The sequence below is a fragment of the Streptomyces sp. NBC_01017 genome (assembly GCF_045162795.1).
Lineage (GTDB): Bacteria > Actinomycetota > Actinomycetes > Streptomycetales > Streptomycetaceae > Streptomyces > Streptomyces machairae.
Map to the genome: position 1 here is coordinate 7,851,170 of NZ_CP108683.1, position 13,679 is coordinate 7,864,848.

The following is a 13,679-nucleotide window of genomic DNA, read 5'->3' on the forward strand; positions in this document are numbered from 1 at the left end:
ATTCGCTAGGCTGGCTCCGATGACTCTCACCGTGACCACAGTGGACCGGCACGCCCGCCTGGCGCGCGGCTGCCGGCCCCGGGGCTGCCGCGCTCCGGCACGCCGCGTGCACGGACGCAGGGTCAGGTACGTCATCGGTGATGAACCCGGGCAGGTCAACGGCCGTCGATGGCAGCACGCCTCCAGGGGCGCGGGGCTCTGCTTGATTTGCGACTACCGCCGCGTGAGCGCGACAAGCCACAGCCGGCCGGCAGCCGACTGACGAAGCCCCGCCCCCACGGCGATTAGTGATCACTCCACAAACTCACCGTGAGGTACACGCATGCCCAGCGACTTCTTCATCCCCGACCCGGAGGGTCAAGTCCCCACCCCCGAAGGCTACTTCGGTGACTTCGGCGGCAAGTTCATCCCGGAGGCCCTCGTCGCCGCCGTGGACGAGGTGGCCGTCGAGTACGACAAGGCCAAGCACGACCCCGAGTTCGCCCGGGAACTCGACGACCTGCTGGTGAACTACACCGGCCGCCCGAGCTCCCTCACCGAGGTGCCGCGGTTCGCCGAACACGCCGGTGGCGCACGGATCTTCCTGAAGCGGGAGGACCTCAACCACACCGGCTCCCACAAGATCAACAATGTGCTCGGCCAGGCACTGCTCACCAAGCGCATGGGCAAGACCCGCGTGATCGCCGAGACCGGCGCCGGCCAGCACGGCGTCGCGACGGCGACGGCCTGCGCACTGTTCGGCCTCGACTGCACCATCTACATGGGCGAGATCGACACCCGGCGCCAGGCCCTCAACGTGGCCCGGATGCGCATGCTCGGCGCCGAGGTCATCGCTGTGAAGTCCGGCAGCCGCACCCTCAAGGACGCCATCAACGAGGCGTTCCGCGACTGGGTCGCCAACGTCGACCACACGCACTACCTCTTCGGCACGGTCGCCGGCCCGCACCCCTTCCCCGCCATGGTCCGCGACTTCCACCGCGTCATCGGCGTCGAGGCCCGCCGCCAGATCCTGGAGCGCGCCGGCCGTCTCCCCGACGCCGCCGTCGCCTGCGTCGGCGGTGGCTCCAACGCCATCGGCCTGTTCCACGCCTTCATCCCCGACGCGGACGTACGCCTGATCGGCTGCGAACCGGCGGGCCACGGTGTGGAGACCGGCGAGCACGCGGCCACCCTCACCGCGGGCGAGCCCGGCATCCTGCACGGCTCCCGCTCCTACGTCCTGCAGGACGACGAGGGCCAGATCACCGAGCCGTACTCGATCTCGGCCGGTCTGGACTACCCGGGCATCGGCCCCGAGCACTCGTACCTCAAGGACAGCGGCCGCGGCGAGTACCGCGCGGTCACCGACGACGCCGCCATGCAGGCGCTGCGCCTGCTGTCGCAGACCGAGGGCATCATCCCGGCCATCGAGAGCGCCCATGCGCTCGCCGGGGCCCTGGAGGTCGGCCGGGAGCTGGGCAAGGACGGGCTGATCGTCGTCAACCTGTCCGGGCGCGGCGACAAGGACATGGACACGGCCGCGCGCTACTTCGGCCTCTACGACACCGACGCCGAGGTCGCCGCCGATGCCAACGGTGGCGCCGCCGAGATCCAGGGGGACGCCAAGTGAGCGGAAACATCCAGCTGTTGACGGACACCCTGCACGCCGCCAGGGCCGAGGGCCGCTCCGCGCTCATCGCCTACCTGCCGGCCGGGTTCCCCACCGTGGACGGCGGCATCGAGGCGATCAAGGCCGCACTCGACGGCGGCGCGGACGTCGTCGAGGTCGGTCTGCCGCACAGCGACCCCGTCCTCGACGGCCCCGTCATCCAGACCGCCGACGACATCGCCCTCAAGGGCGGGGTCAAGATCGCGGATGTCATGCGTACGGTCCGCGCGGCGCACGAGGCCACCGGGAAGCCGATCCTCGTCATGACGTACTGGAACCCCATCGACCGGTACGGCGTCGAGCGCTTCACCGCCGAGCTGGCCGAAGCGGGCGGCGCGGGCTGCATCCTGCCCGACCTACCCGTCCAGGAGGCCGCCCTCTGGAGGGAGCACGCCGAGAAGCACGGGCTCGCGACGGTCTTCGTCGTGGCGCCCAGCAGCAAGGACGAGCGGCTCGCGCAGATCACCGCGGCGGGCAGCGGCTTCGTCTACGCCGCCTCGCTGATGGGCGTCACCGGTACCCGCGAGTCCGTGGGCGCGCAGGCCCAGGACCTGGTCGAGCGCACCCGGGCCACCGGCACCGACCTGCCCGTCTGCGTCGGGCTCGGCGTCTCCGACGCCAGGCAGGCCGCCGAGGTCGCCGGCTTCGCCGACGGCGTGATCGTCGGCTCGGCCTTCGTCAAGCGGATGCTGGACGCGCCGGACGACGCGGCCGGCGTCGAGGCCGTGCGGGCGCTCGCCGGTGAGCTGGCGAAGGGCGTGCGCGGGCAGGCGTAGGCACTGCTGCGGGCAGGGTTCTCGGCAGCGAAATACATCTTCAGACGAAGGGCCTTCCGTACGAGTCGCTCGAACGGGTGGACCTGAGGCCGGGGAGGCGCGCAGCGCCTCCCCGGTTCGTTCTGCGGGTGTGAGCGAAAAGAATCGTGACGGAAAGCGGACCGCCCGGGAGCGGCTGGCGGTCGAGCGTGAGAAGCAGAAGGCCGTCGACAAGCGGCGCCGCGCGCTGATCGTGGGCGCGAGCGTCGTCTGCGTCCTCGGACTCGCGGCGGTGATCGGAGTCGTCGCGGCGAACGCCGGCAAGGACGACAGCAGCGAGTCGGCGGGCCCGGTCGTGGGGCCCTCGGGGGCACAGGGCAAGGACGGCCTCGCGATCCCGGTCGGCGAGGAGAGCGCCAAGTCGACGCTCACGATCTGGGAGGACTTCCGCTGCCCGGCCTGCAAGTCCTTCGAGGACGCGTACAGATCGACGATCCATGAGCTGACGGACGCCGGCCAGCTCAAGGTGGACTACCACCTGGCGACGATCATCGACGGCAACATGGGCGGCACCGGCTCGCGCAACGCCGCCAACGCCGCGGCCTGCGCCCAGGACGCCGGGAAGTTCACGCAGTACCACGACGTGCTGTACCAGAACCAGCCGCCGGAGGTCGACGACGCCTTCGCCAAGAACAGCAAGCTCCTGGAGCTCGCGGGCAAGGTGAAGGGCCTGGACACGCCCGCCTTCCGCAAGTGCGTCGAGGACGGCACCCACAACAGCTGGGTCGACAAGTCCAACGAGGCCTTCAAGAAGGGCGGCTTCAGCGGCACACCGACGGTGCTGCTGAACGGCAAGAACATCTACCAGGACCAGACGATGACCCCCGCCAAGCTGAAGCAGATGGTGGAGGAGGCCGCCAAGGGGTGACCCCCGATGGGCGGGGCCGCTTGTGGGCACTGCCTGTTATGGACCCGTAGCCGGGCTGCCTGACATCGCTGCCGCCCGGCAGGGTAGCGTCGACCTTGCCATGGAACTTGCCTACATTCCCAGCCCGTCGCGCGGGGTGATCCACCTCGGTCCCATTCCGCTGCGCGGCTACGCCTTCTGCATCATCATCGGTGTCTTCGTAGCCGTCTGGCTCGGCAACAAACGCTGGATCGCCCGGGGCGGGCGATCCGGCACGGTGGCCGACATCGCGGTCTGGGCCGTGCCGTTCGGCCTGGTCGGCGGGCGCCTCTACCACGTGATCACGGACTACCAGCTGTACTTCAGCGAGGGCCGCGACTGGGTGGACGCCTTCAAGATCTGGGAGGGCGGCCTCGGCATCTGGGGCGCCATCGCCTTCGGTGCGCTGGGCGCGTGGATCGGCTGCCGCCGCCGTGGCATCCCGCTGCCCGCGTACGCCGACGCCGTCGCCCCCGGCATCGCCCTCGCCCAGGCGATCGGCCGCTGGGGCAACTGGTTCAACCAGGAGCTCTACGGGCGGCCGACCGACCTCCCGTGGGCGCTGGAGATCACGTCCTCGACGGACGGGCGGGTGCCGGGCACCTACCACCCGACGTTCCTGTACGAGTCGCTGTGGTGCATCGGCGTCGCCCTGCTGGTGATCTGGGCCGACCGCCGCTTCAAGCTGGGCCACGGCCGGGCGTTCGCGCTGTACGTCGCCGCGTACTGCGCGGGGCGCGCCTGGATCGAGTACATGCGGGTCGACGACGCCCACCACATCCTGGGCCTGCGGCTGAACGTCTGGACCGCGCTGATCGTGTTCGCGCTGGCGGTGACGTACCTCGTGGTGTCCGCGAAGAAGCGGCCCGGCCGGGAAGAGGCCGTGGAGCCGGGTGCCGCCGCCAACGGTGAGGTCGAGGGCGGTGACGAGGCCGACGGCGAGAAGGCCGCGACGGACTCTTCGGACCGCTCGGAGGCCTCGGAGGCGTCCGACGACTCCGACACGTCGGACGCATCGGATGCGGAGAACAAGAAGGAATCCAGCGACGCGGCCGAGTCGGCCAAGAAGAGCTGACGGTCGGTCGTACGTCGACGAGGGCGCCCGCCGCATACCGAAAGGTGTGCCGGGCGCCCTCGTCGCGTATTCAGGTGCGGCGCGCCAGGGACAGGGTTCGCTGGGCCGTCGCGACCACCGCCGCGTCGATGAAGCTTCCGTCCGGGAGGGCCTGGGCGCCGCGGTTCGTCGCCGCCGCCTTGATGATCGTCTCCGCCTGCTCCAGCTCTTGTTCCGTGGGGAGGTAGGCCCGTTCGATCACCGGGAGCTGGCGCGGGTGGATGGCCGTACGGCCGAGGAAGCCGAGGGCACGGCCGTGCGCGCAGGTTGCCGCCAGGCCGTCCAGGTCGCGGATGTCGGGGTGGACCGACTGGGGCGGTGGGGCCAGGCCCGCGGCCCTGGCCGCGACGATGACCCGGGAGCGGGACCAGTCGAGGCCCGCGTCGCCCCGGATGCCCAGGTCGGCCCGCAGATCCGACTCGCCGAGGGCGATCCCGCGCAGGGACGGATGGGCGGAGGCGATCGCGTACGCGCGCTCGATGCCCAGGGCCGACTCCAGCAGGGCGTGCAGCGGCGGGGCGCCCCCCGCGCTGGGCGGCGTGGTCTCCGCGAGGTGGACGATCTGGTCGGCGGACCGCACCTTGGGCAGGCGGATGCCGGACAGGCCGGGGCGCGTGGCCAGAGCCTGAAGGTCCTTGGCCGCCGCCGGGGTGTCCAGGGCGTTCACGCGGACATGGACGGGGACGGGGTGCTCCGGTTCGGCGAGCAGGTCGGCGGTGGCCGACCGGGCGTAGTCCTTGCGGTCCGGGGCGACCGCGTCCTCCAGGTCGACGATGACGATGTCGGCGCCGGACGTCAGCGCCTTGGCCACCACATGGGGCCGATCGCCCGGGGCGTACAGCCAGGTCAGGGGGTAGGGCGTCACAGTGCGCCCTCCTCGCGCAGGGCCGCCAGCTCGGAGGCCGTAAGGCCCAGATCGGTGAGGATCTCGTCCGTGTCCGCGCCGTGCGGGCGGCCCGTCCAGCGGATCGTGCCGGGGGTGGCGGAGAGGCGGAAGAGGACGTTCTGCATGCGGAGCGGACCCAGTTCGGGGTCGTCGACGGTGGTGATCGTGTCGAGGGCCGCGTACTGGGGGTCCGTCATCACGTCCCGTACGTCCTGGATCGGGGCGACCGCCGCTTCAGCCTTCTCGAAGGCCGCGAGGACGTCGGCGCGGGTGTGGCGGGCGATCCAGTCGCCGACCGCCTTGTCGAGGACGTCGGCGTGGCGGGCCCGGTCGGCGCCCGTCGCGAACCACGGCTCGTCGATCAGCTCGGGGCGCCCCACCAGGTGCATCACGCGTTCGGCGATCGACTGGGCCGAGGTGGAGACGGCGACCCAGGTGCCGTCCGCGGTGCGGTAGGTGTTGCGCGGGGCGTTGTTGGCGGAGCGGTTGCCGGTGCGTTCCTGGACGTAGCCGAGCTGGTCGTACCAGGTCGCCTGCGGGCCGAGCGCCAGCAGCATCGGCTCGATGAGGGCCATGTCGACGACCTGGCCCTCGCCGGTGCGCTCGCGCGCGGCCAGGGCAGTCATCACGGCGTACGCGGTGGCGAGGCCCGCGATCGAGTCGGCCAGGCCGAAGGGCGGGAGTGTCGGGGGCGCGTCCGGTTCGCCGGTGAGCGCGGCGAAGCCGCTCATCGCCTCGGCGAGGGTGCCGAAGCCGGGGCGATGAGCGTAGGGGCCGAACTGTCCGAAGCCGGTGATACGGGCGAGGACCAGCCGGGGGTTGGCGGCGGAGAGCTCCTGCCAGCCGAGGTCCCACTTCTCCAGGGTGCCGGGGCGGAAGTTCTCGATGACGACGTCCGCGGTGGCGACCAGGCGCAGGAGGGTGGCGCGGCCGCCGGGCTTGGAGAGGTTCAGGGTGATCGTGCGCTTGTTGCGGCCGAGGACCTTCCACCACAGGCCGACGCCGTCCTTCGACGGACCGTGGCCACGGGAGGGGTCCGGCTTCTCGGGGTGCTCGACCTTGACGACCTCCGCGCCGAAGTCGCCGAGCATCGTGGCCGCGAGGGGGCCGGCGAAGAGGGTGGCCAGGTCGAGGACACGGAGGCCGGTCAGCGGAGCCTTGGCGGTTTCCGTCGCCCGGGTTGCCTGCGATGCCTCGGTCATGACACGTACCGTTCCTCGATCTCGGGGCGGTACGGCATCGCCGCCGTGGCGCCCGCGCGCTGGACCGACAAGGCGGCTGCCGCGGCCGCCCAGGCCAGGGCCTCGGGCATGGGCCGCTCTTCGCCGAGCGCCACCGCGAGGGCGCCGACGAAGGTGTCGCCGGCGCCGGTGGAGTCGACGGCGTCGACCTTCGGGGCGGGGACGGCCACGGGATCTGCGCCTCGGCTGACGTACAGGCTGCCGAGCGCGCCCAGGGTGACGACGACCGCGGGGACCAGATCGAGCAGCCCGACGGCCGCGTCGCGGGGGTCGGTGCGGCCGGTGAGGGTGGCGGCCTCGTGCTCGTTGGGGACCAACAGGTCGACGGCGGCGAAGAGTTCGTCCGGCAGAGGCTGTGCGGGGGCAGGGGTGAGGATCGTGCGGACGCCGTGGCGGCGGGCCGCCTGGGCGCCGGCGAGGACCGCGGCCAGCGGGATCTCCAACTGGAGCAGCAGCGTGTCGGCGGAGGCGATGACGCCCTCGTCGCCCGGGCCGAGGTGGTCCAGTGTGCCGTTCGCGCCGGGGATCACGACGATCGCGTTGCCGCCCTCGTCGTCCACGACGATGTGTGCGGTGCCGGAGGGGCCGTCGGCCGTGCGGAGGTCGTCGGTGTCCACGCCGGAGTGTTCGAGGGTGGAGCGCAGATGGGTGCCGTAGGCGTCGTTGCCGACGGCGCCGATCATCAGGACGTTGCCGCCCGCGCGGGCCGCCGCGATCGCCTGGTTGGCGCCCTTGCCGCCGGGGATCGTACGGAACTCCCGGCCCGTCACGGTCTCGCCGCGCTGCGGGGCCTTCTCGACGTACGTGACGAGGTCCATGTTCGTGCTGCCGAGCACGACGATGTCGGTCATGGGTGAGCGGCCTCCAAGGGGGTGAGCCGGTGGGTGAGCTCGTGCGTCAGCCGGGCGAGCGTGTCGAAGCCGGTGCCGTTGAAGTCGGCGACGGAGGTGGCGAGGCGGTTCTTGAGAGGAGCCGTCCAGCGGTCGGGGAGGACGGTGGGGGTACCGGCGAGGAGGGCGGCGATGCTGCCCGCGGTCGCGCCGTTGGAGTCCGTGTCCCAGCCTCCCGACACGGCACGGCAGACGGAGCCGTTGAAGTCGCCGTCCGCGTGGGTGAGGGCGGCGGTGAGCAGGGCGGTGTTGGGGATGGCGTGGACCCAGTGGTGGGTGTCCGCGTGGGCGGCGTGGAGTTCGTCGACGACCGTGTCGAAGTCCTCGTGGGTCCGGGCGAGCCGGACGGCGTGGCGGATCGCCTCGGCCAGGCGGGAGTTCGGGGGGATCACCGTGAGGCCGGTGCGCAGGCAGGCGTGGATGTCCTGGGGGCCGGTCGCCGTCGCTGCCTGTGCGATGACCGCCGCCGTGAACATCGCCGCGTAGACGCCGTTGGCGGTGTGGGTGAGGGTGGCGTCGCGGTGGGCCTGTTCGGCCGCGGCGGCCGGGTCGCCGGGGTTGGTCCAGCCGTGGACGTCCGCGCGGATGAGGGCGCCGATCCATTCGCGGAAGGGGTTGCGGTGGCGGGCCGTGTGCGGGGGTTCGATGCCGAGGAGGAGGTTGCGGTGGGCGATGCGCTCGGCCGTGAAGGTGCGGCCCGGTGGGAGTTCGTCGAGCCAGAGGCGGGCCACGTCGGCGGTGGTGAAGGCCTTTCCGTGCCGTTGCAGCAGGAGGAGGTTGAGGAGGGGGTAGTTGAGGTCGTCGTCCTCGGGCATGCCGTCGATGTTCTCGGCGAGGGAGGTGGTCGCCGAGCGGCGGTTCCAGGGGTGGGCGGTGAGGAGGTCCTCGGGAACGCCGCGAGCGGTGAAGTAGCTGCTCAGGGGCCAGTTGCCGGTGGATGCGGCCAGTTGGCGGATGGCTTCGAGGGGGAGCTTCTCCACGGGCTTGCCCAGGAGGCAGCCGACGGCTCGGCCCAGCCAGGCTGCCTCGTAGCGGGTGGGAGTGGGCGGTGCCGTGGAGGTACGGGGACCGCTCGGCCAGTCCGGGCACCGGGACTTGATCTTCTCCAGATCCGTCGGCTCGTCGTCCTTCAACCTGCTGGGCAGGTCCGCCAGTTCGTCCAGCAGGTCTTTTGCCAGTGTCCGCAGATATCTCGACGCCGGCTCCGGGGACGAGCCGGCCCGCAGCGGGGCCTGGCTGCCGCCCGCCGCCCTCCACCTCGCCGCGATCCTCGACGGCTCCCTGCCGTCCAGGGCCGCCTGGCGCAGTTCGTGGCCGAGCAGGTCCTCGGGCTGGACCCAGGTCAGTCGGAGCATGCTCGGCCCTCCAGTGCGGTGAAGGCCGCCTCCTGGGCACGGTGTCGGCGGACGTCGCGGGCGTGGATCTCTCTCGTCACCTCGGTCAGCGTGCGAGCCGGTTCCCAGAGGTCGAGGCGGCTGGCCTCCGCGACCCTCTTCGACCAGTCCTCCGGGACCGATGAGCCCAGGGCGCCGCACAGGGCGCCCGCCATCGTCGCGATGGAGTCGCAGTCACGGCCGTAGTTCACGGCGCCCAGGACCGCTTGGCGGAAGTCGCCCTTCGCGACCAGCAACATGCCCAGGGCGACGGGGAGTTCCTCGATGGCGTGCAGGCGGGACGGGCGGCGGGCGCCGAGCGAGGGCTGTCGGTAGTCGGGGCCGACCGTGTCGTACGGGGTGACCGCCTCCCGGAGCGGCGCCAGGGCCGACTCGAAGTCACTGTGGGCGCCGGCCGCTTCGCAGACCTTCTCGATCGCCGTCCTCGTGCCGTCCTTGGCCAGGGAGAGACAGGCCGAGACGACCGAGTCCGGTGTGGCGCCCGGCGTGCACGCCGCCGCCACCGCCGCCGCGAAGACGCCCGCCGCCTCACGGCCGTACGAGGACTGATGGGCGCCCGCGATGTCCAGTGCCTCGGCGTACGCGGCCCTCGGGTCGGCCGCGTTGACCAGGCCGACCGGGGCCATGTACATCGTCGCCCCGCAGTTGACGATGTTGCCGACGCCCGCCTCACGCGGGTCCACGTGGCCGTAGTGGAGGCGCGTCACCAGCCACTTCTCCGCCAGGAAGATGCGGTGGAGGGGCAGGGCCTGCGCCTCCAGTTCCGGGATCCAGCGCGGGTTCGTCATCAGGTCCGGGACCAGGTGGTCGGCGATCGCGTACGCGTCGAGGTGGTCGCGGACCGTCCCGTAGACGCGGATCAGCGCATGCGTCATCAACGTGTCGTCGGTGACGTGCCCGTCGCCCTTGTGATACGGCGCGATGGGGCGGGCCGTGCGCCAGGCGTCGCCGTTCCAGGGTCCGACGATGCCGTGGATACGGCCGCCGTGGCGTTCGAGGATCTGGTCGGGGGAGTAGCCCTCCACCGGGCCGCCGAGGGCGTCGCCGACCGCCGCGCCGACCAGGGCGCCGGTGATCCGCTCGTCAAGACGCGGACCACTGCTTTCTTGTGCTTTGGGCGTCATGCCCCGAATCATCCTCCTGGTCGGGCCGGTTGCGTGGCTTCCAGGAGTTCGGCGAGTTCCACCAGGTCAGTGCCGGTGAGCCGGGGGAGTACGCAGCCGGAGAGGGTGCGGCACGCGTCGCGCCAGCTCGCCGGGATCGCCGTGCCGCCGCCCAGCGCACCCGTGAGCGCGCCGGCCAGGGCCGGTGCCGAGTCCGCGACCCGGGAGAGGCACGCGGCGGCAGGGACGGCCTCGGCGATACGGCCGTCCGCCGCGACCGTGAGGGCCAGGGCCACCGGGACGGTTTCGGCCGCGGCGACGCCGTAGCTGTAGACGTGGTCGACGATTTGGTGTTCGAGGAGGGGGATCAGGGCGAAGGCGCTGTCGGCGGCCTGCGCCAGCTTCAGCGCGTGGCGGGCGTTGCGGCCGATCTCCGTCTCCTCGGGGAGTTCGGCGAGCGCGGCGGTGACGCAGGCCTCGGTCCGCGCGCCGGTCAGCGCCAGCGCGAGGGCCGCTGCCATCGCCCTCGCGCCGTGTACGCCGTCGCCGTCCTGGGTGTAGCGGGCGTCGAATTCGGCGAGGTCGGCGGCGCGGCGGGGGTCGCCGGGGTGGGCCACGGCGAGGACGCAGGCCCTGACGCAGGCGGCGTCGTCGAAATAGTGCGGGTTGTCGTGGCCGGTGGCGGGTGGGCGCAGGCCGGTGGCGAGGTTGCCGAGGCCGGCGCGGACGGAGATGCGGGCGCGCAGGGGGAGGATCGCCGACTCGACCTCGGGGGCGCGGTCGGCTGCGGCGGCGACCTCGCTGGCCACGGCGTTCCAGGTCAGGTCGATCGCGGCTCGGGTGCGGCGTTCTCGGCTGAGGTCGCCGAGGGCCGTGTCGTCGCCGGCGCGTAGGAGTGCCTCGGCCGCGAAGGCTGCCCATTCCGCGTCGTCGGAGGGGCCGAGGCGCAGGGGCTCCGGGGGTTGGTTCAGGGCCAGGGGGAGGGGGAGGGTCGTGGTGGCGTTGTGTTCGGCGAAGGTGTCGAGTTCGCGGGTGAGTCTTCGTGTCCACTCGGGCATGCGGGCGGCTCTGTGGCGGGCTGCCGGCCAGCCGGCGGCGTCGCCTGCGGCGAGGCCGAGCAGGAGGCCGGCGATGCGTTGTCCGGCCTCGGCTTCGCCTTCGGCCGGTTGTCTCCCACCGGCACCGCCCGTGCGACTTTCGTCGTCGGGTGCGGGTGGCCCCGGTGGGGCGTGCTCGCCGTCGGCGACTGCGAGATCGATCGGCGACGTGAGGGCCGTGGCGGCGTCATTCGGGGGAGCGGAAGCCGGGGATCCCTCGTCCAAGGGCCGGGGCGGCGTCACGGTCGGGCCTCCGCCTCGTCGTCCGTGACCAGGGCGAGGGAGCGGCGCGCGAAGGCCTCGCCTCCCACCGGTACGTCACCGGACCCCCTCGCCCCCCACTTCCCGCCCTCCCCCGGCACCAGCAGCTCCGCCACATCCAGGACGTGTTGCCCGGACATCGACGGCAGGCAGCTGCCCCGCGCCGGACCGATCGCCGCCGCCCACTCCGTCGGGATCGCGGACTCACCCTGGGTCGCGCCCGCCAGTGCGCCTGCCACCGCCGCCGTCGTGTCCGCGTCCCGGCCCATGTTCACGGCCGTGAGGACCGCCTGGACGAAGTCGCCGTCCGCTGCCGCGTACGCCCCGAAGGCCAGTGCGACCGCCTCGGGGGCCAGGTCGGTCCAGGGGTAGCCGCCGATGACGACCGCGGACCGGACCGCGCGTTCGCCCCGATGGGCCACCGCCACGGCACGGCGGAGCGAGCGGGCCGTCCAGGAGTCGTCCGGGACCACCGCCAGCGCGGAGGCCACCACGGCGATCGTCGGCGCTCCCGCCATCGCCGCCGCCACACCCGCCGCCACCGCCTGGCCGCCGTAGATGCCCTCGCCCTCGTGGCTCACCGAGCCGTCGATCGCCACCAGGCGGGCCGCCTCCGCCGGGCGGCCCGCCGCGAAGACGCCGAAGGGAGCCGCCCGCATGGCGAGACCGTCGCTCCAGGCGTGCCGGTGCTGGGCCGAGATGGGGGCGGCAAGACCCCGGCGGAGGTTCTCCAGCGTGCCGCGCTCGCTGAAGCCCGCGCCCCGGAAGGGGCCCTCCGCCCGGTCCGCGATCCACTGGTGCCAGGCCGATTCCACATGGGCCGGGGTCAGGGCCGAGCCGTGGCGGGCGAGCAGGAGGCCCGAGAAGATCGCGTACTCCGTGTCGTCCGTACCGGAGGGGTTGTCGGCGACGAAACCGGTGATACGGCCCCAGCGGGCGCGGATCTCGGAGGGCTTCATGTTCTCCGCGGGGGCGCCCAGCGCGTCGCCGACGGCCAGGCCCAGCAGTGCGCCGCGTGCCCGTCCGCGGAGTTCGGCGGCGTCCCCGGGCGCCGGGACCGAGGGGATGCAGGCGGTCGATGGCATGCGTGGCCTCTCCTCCGGGGGCTCCGCCCAGGGCGCGGAGCCCTTTGCGGATATGTCCCACCGTCGGCGGTTGACCCGAGCCTCGGAAGCCTCAGTGTCACCCGGTCGACATCTGTGCATTGCTGGCTACGAATGAGCGTTCTAAGGGAAAACCGCAGGTTAGCGCAGCCTTTCCTTGCTGGCGGCGGGGAATCTTGAAGCGTAGATTTGTCGTTGTCAAAGAATGGAACTTGTCTAAAGGCAGCCTTGCCTAAGCCCTGCCTGAGCTTTCTGGGGGACCCTCGTGGCCATCATCGAGACCGAAGCCGCCCTGCATGAGGCGCACCGTGACAACCACACGCACCGGGATGTGAACGGCGGCTGGCTGCGCCCCGCCGTCTTCGGCGCGATGGACGGTCTGGCCTCCAATCTCGCCCTGATGACCGGTGTCGCGGGCGGGGCGGTCAGCCAACAGACCATCGTGCTGAGCGGGCTCGCCGGTCTCTCCGCCGGCGCCTTCTCCATGGCCGCCGGTGAGTACACCTCCGTCGCCTCCCAGCGTGAGCTGGTCGAGGCCGAGCTGGACGTCGAGCGTCGGGAGCTGAGAAAGCACCCGAAGGACGAAGAGGCCGAGCTCGCGGCGCTCTATGAGGCTCGGGGTGTCGAGCCGCAGCTCGCGAAGGCCGTCGCCGAGCAGCTCTCCCGCGATCCCGAAGTGGCTCTGGAGATACATGCCCGGGAGGAACTCGGCATCGACCCCGGTGATCTGCCGTCGCCGCTGGTCGCGGCCGTGTCGTCGTTCGCGTCGTTCGGGCTGGGCGCCCTGCTGCCCGTACTGCCGTATCTGCTCGGTGCGACCGCGCTGTGGCCGGCCGTGCTGCCGGCGCTGGCAGGGCTGTTCCTGTGTGGTGCGGTCGTGGCCAAGGTGACCGCGCGGAGCTGGTGGTTCAGCGGGTTGCGGCAGCTCGCGCTCGGTGGTGCCGCGGCCGGTGTGACGTACGCCCTGGGCAGCCTGTTCGGAACGGCCGTAGGATAGCTCGGCTCGGACTTATGCGTTGGGCCGCATAAGTAGCCGTTACTCGCTGGTTTCGAATGCTTAACCACCGGGCATGAGCCGTAAGCACTGCGGGCAATGAGGCCTGTGACGCACTCGCGGGGTGGGCGACGACGCCCGCTTCCGCCCCCTGGATCGACGGACATGGACCTGTCCCGTTCGGTCCCCACATACTTCAAGCCATGTGCGCGGAACCCCCGCTGTATGCCCGTGGCGTCCGCATGTT

The 13,679-nt window shown here is 72.1% G+C and carries 13 protein-coding genes; 6 read left to right on the forward strand and 7 right to left on the reverse strand.

Annotation, left to right across the window (positions count from 1 at the left end; genetic code table 11):
* Window positions 1–19: 19 nt before the first annotated feature.
* The 5 genes from trpM to lgt all read left to right on the forward strand — a co-directional run bounded on the left by trpM (window position 20) and on the right by lgt (window position 4,424).
* Entirely contained in the window at window positions 20–262 is a 243-nt protein-coding gene (gene trpM, locus OG331_RS36040) for a tryptophan biosynthesis modulator TrpM (RefSeq protein ID WP_406204242.1), read from the forward strand.
* Between the two features lie 60 nt (window positions 263–322).
* Window positions 323–1,609 (forward strand): tryptophan synthase subunit beta, encoded by a 1,287-nt coding sequence (trpB, locus tag OG331_RS36045; RefSeq protein ID WP_406204245.1) that lies wholly within the window; start codon window positions 323–325, stop codon window positions 1,607–1,609.
* Window positions 1,606–2,424: a tryptophan synthase subunit alpha gene (gene trpA / locus OG331_RS36050; RefSeq protein WP_406204248.1), complete on the forward strand. Its 819-nt coding sequence runs from the start codon at window positions 1,606–1,608 to the stop codon at window positions 2,422–2,424. The genes trpB and trpA overlap by 4 nt, the downstream gene beginning before the upstream one ends.
* 130 nt (window positions 2,425–2,554) lie before the next feature.
* The gene (locus tag OG331_RS36055; protein ID WP_406204251.1) at window positions 2,555–3,331 is read left to right on the forward strand and encodes a DsbA family protein; all 777 of its coding nucleotides are present in this window, start codon (window positions 2,555–2,557) and stop codon (window positions 3,329–3,331) included.
* A gap of 100 nt (window positions 3,332–3,431) precedes the next feature.
* The gene (gene lgt / locus OG331_RS36060) at window positions 3,432–4,424 is read left to right on the forward strand and encodes a prolipoprotein diacylglyceryl transferase (protein WP_406204254.1); all 993 of its coding nucleotides are present in this window, start codon (window positions 3,432–3,434) and stop codon (window positions 4,422–4,424) included.
* A gap of 70 nt (window positions 4,425–4,494) precedes the next feature.
* Here the strand turns inward: lgt and OG331_RS36065 are convergent, their stop codons facing one another.
* Genes OG331_RS36065 through OG331_RS36095 form a run of 7 tightly spaced genes read right to left on the reverse strand, consistent with a single transcriptional unit; the run spans window position 4,495 to window position 12,420 of the window.
* Window positions 4,495–5,328, reverse strand: a complete 834-nt coding sequence (locus OG331_RS36065; RefSeq protein ID WP_406204257.1) for an HpcH/HpaI aldolase/citrate lyase family protein — start codon at window positions 5,326–5,328, stop codon at window positions 4,495–4,497.
* On the reverse strand, window positions 5,325–6,551 hold the full coding sequence (locus OG331_RS36070) for a CaiB/BaiF CoA transferase family protein (RefSeq protein ID WP_406204260.1): 1,227 nt from the start codon (window positions 6,549–6,551) through the stop codon (window positions 5,325–5,327). Before OG331_RS36070 ends, OG331_RS36065 begins: the two co-directional genes overlap by 4 nt.
* The gene (rbsK, locus tag OG331_RS36075; RefSeq protein ID WP_406204263.1) at window positions 6,548–7,441 is read right to left on the reverse strand and encodes a ribokinase; all 894 of its coding nucleotides are present in this window, start codon (window positions 7,439–7,441) and stop codon (window positions 6,548–6,550) included. Before rbsK ends, OG331_RS36070 begins: the two co-directional genes overlap by 4 nt.
* Window positions 7,438–8,835, reverse strand: a complete 1,398-nt coding sequence (locus OG331_RS36080; protein ID WP_406204265.1) for an ADP-ribosylglycohydrolase family protein — start codon at window positions 8,833–8,835, stop codon at window positions 7,438–7,440. Before OG331_RS36080 ends, rbsK begins: the two co-directional genes overlap by 4 nt.
* Window positions 8,823–9,998, reverse strand: a complete 1,176-nt coding sequence (locus OG331_RS36085; protein WP_406204268.1) for an ADP-ribosylglycohydrolase family protein — start codon at window positions 9,996–9,998, stop codon at window positions 8,823–8,825. Before OG331_RS36085 ends, OG331_RS36080 begins: the two co-directional genes overlap by 13 nt.
* Window positions 9,999–10,006: 8 nt before the next feature.
* The gene (locus tag OG331_RS36090; RefSeq protein WP_406204271.1) at window positions 10,007–11,317 is read right to left on the reverse strand and encodes an ADP-ribosylglycohydrolase family protein; all 1,311 of its coding nucleotides are present in this window, start codon (window positions 11,315–11,317) and stop codon (window positions 10,007–10,009) included.
* Window positions 11,314–12,420 (reverse strand): ADP-ribosylglycohydrolase family protein, encoded by a 1,107-nt coding sequence (locus OG331_RS36095; protein WP_406204274.1) that lies wholly within the window; start codon window positions 12,418–12,420, stop codon window positions 11,314–11,316. The genes OG331_RS36090 and OG331_RS36095 overlap by 4 nt, the downstream gene beginning before the upstream one ends.
* A gap of 283 nt (window positions 12,421–12,703) precedes the next feature.
* Between OG331_RS36095 and OG331_RS36100 the strand changes: the two genes are divergently transcribed.
* Complete coding sequence (locus OG331_RS36100; RefSeq protein ID WP_406204277.1) at window positions 12,704–13,435, forward strand: VIT1/CCC1 transporter family protein; 732 nt, start codon at window positions 12,704–12,706, stop codon at window positions 13,433–13,435.
* Window positions 13,436–13,679 lie beyond the last annotated feature (244 nt).

Excerpts from the sequence above, each read along its gene's own strand:
- trpM (WP_406204242.1), top strand. The coding sequence starts at position 20 with ATGACTCTCACCGTGACCACAGTGGACCGGCACGCCCGCCTGGCGCGC.
- trpB (WP_406204245.1), top strand. The coding sequence starts at position 323 with ATGCCCAGCGACTTCTTCATCCCCGACCCGGAGGGTCAAGTCCCCACC.
- lgt (WP_406204254.1), top strand. The coding sequence starts at position 3,432 with ATGGAACTTGCCTACATTCCCAGCCCGTCGCGCGGGGTGATCCACCTC.
- OG331_RS36070 (WP_406204260.1), bottom strand. The coding sequence starts at position 6,551 with ATGACCGAGGCATCGCAGGCAACCCGGGCGACGGAAACCGCCAAGGCT.
- rbsK (WP_406204263.1), bottom strand. The coding sequence starts at position 7,441 with ATGACCGACATCGTCGTGCTCGGCAGCACGAACATGGACCTCGTCACG.
- OG331_RS36080 (WP_406204265.1), bottom strand. The coding sequence starts at position 8,835 with ATGCTCCGACTGACCTGGGTCCAGCCCGAGGACCTGCTCGGCCACGAA.
- OG331_RS36085 (WP_406204268.1), bottom strand. The coding sequence starts at position 9,998 with ATGACGCCCAAAGCACAAGAAAGCAGTGGTCCGCGTCTTGACGAGCGG.
- OG331_RS36095 (WP_406204274.1), bottom strand. The coding sequence starts at position 12,420 with ATGCCATCGACCGCCTGCATCCCCTCGGTCCCGGCGCCCGGGGACGCC.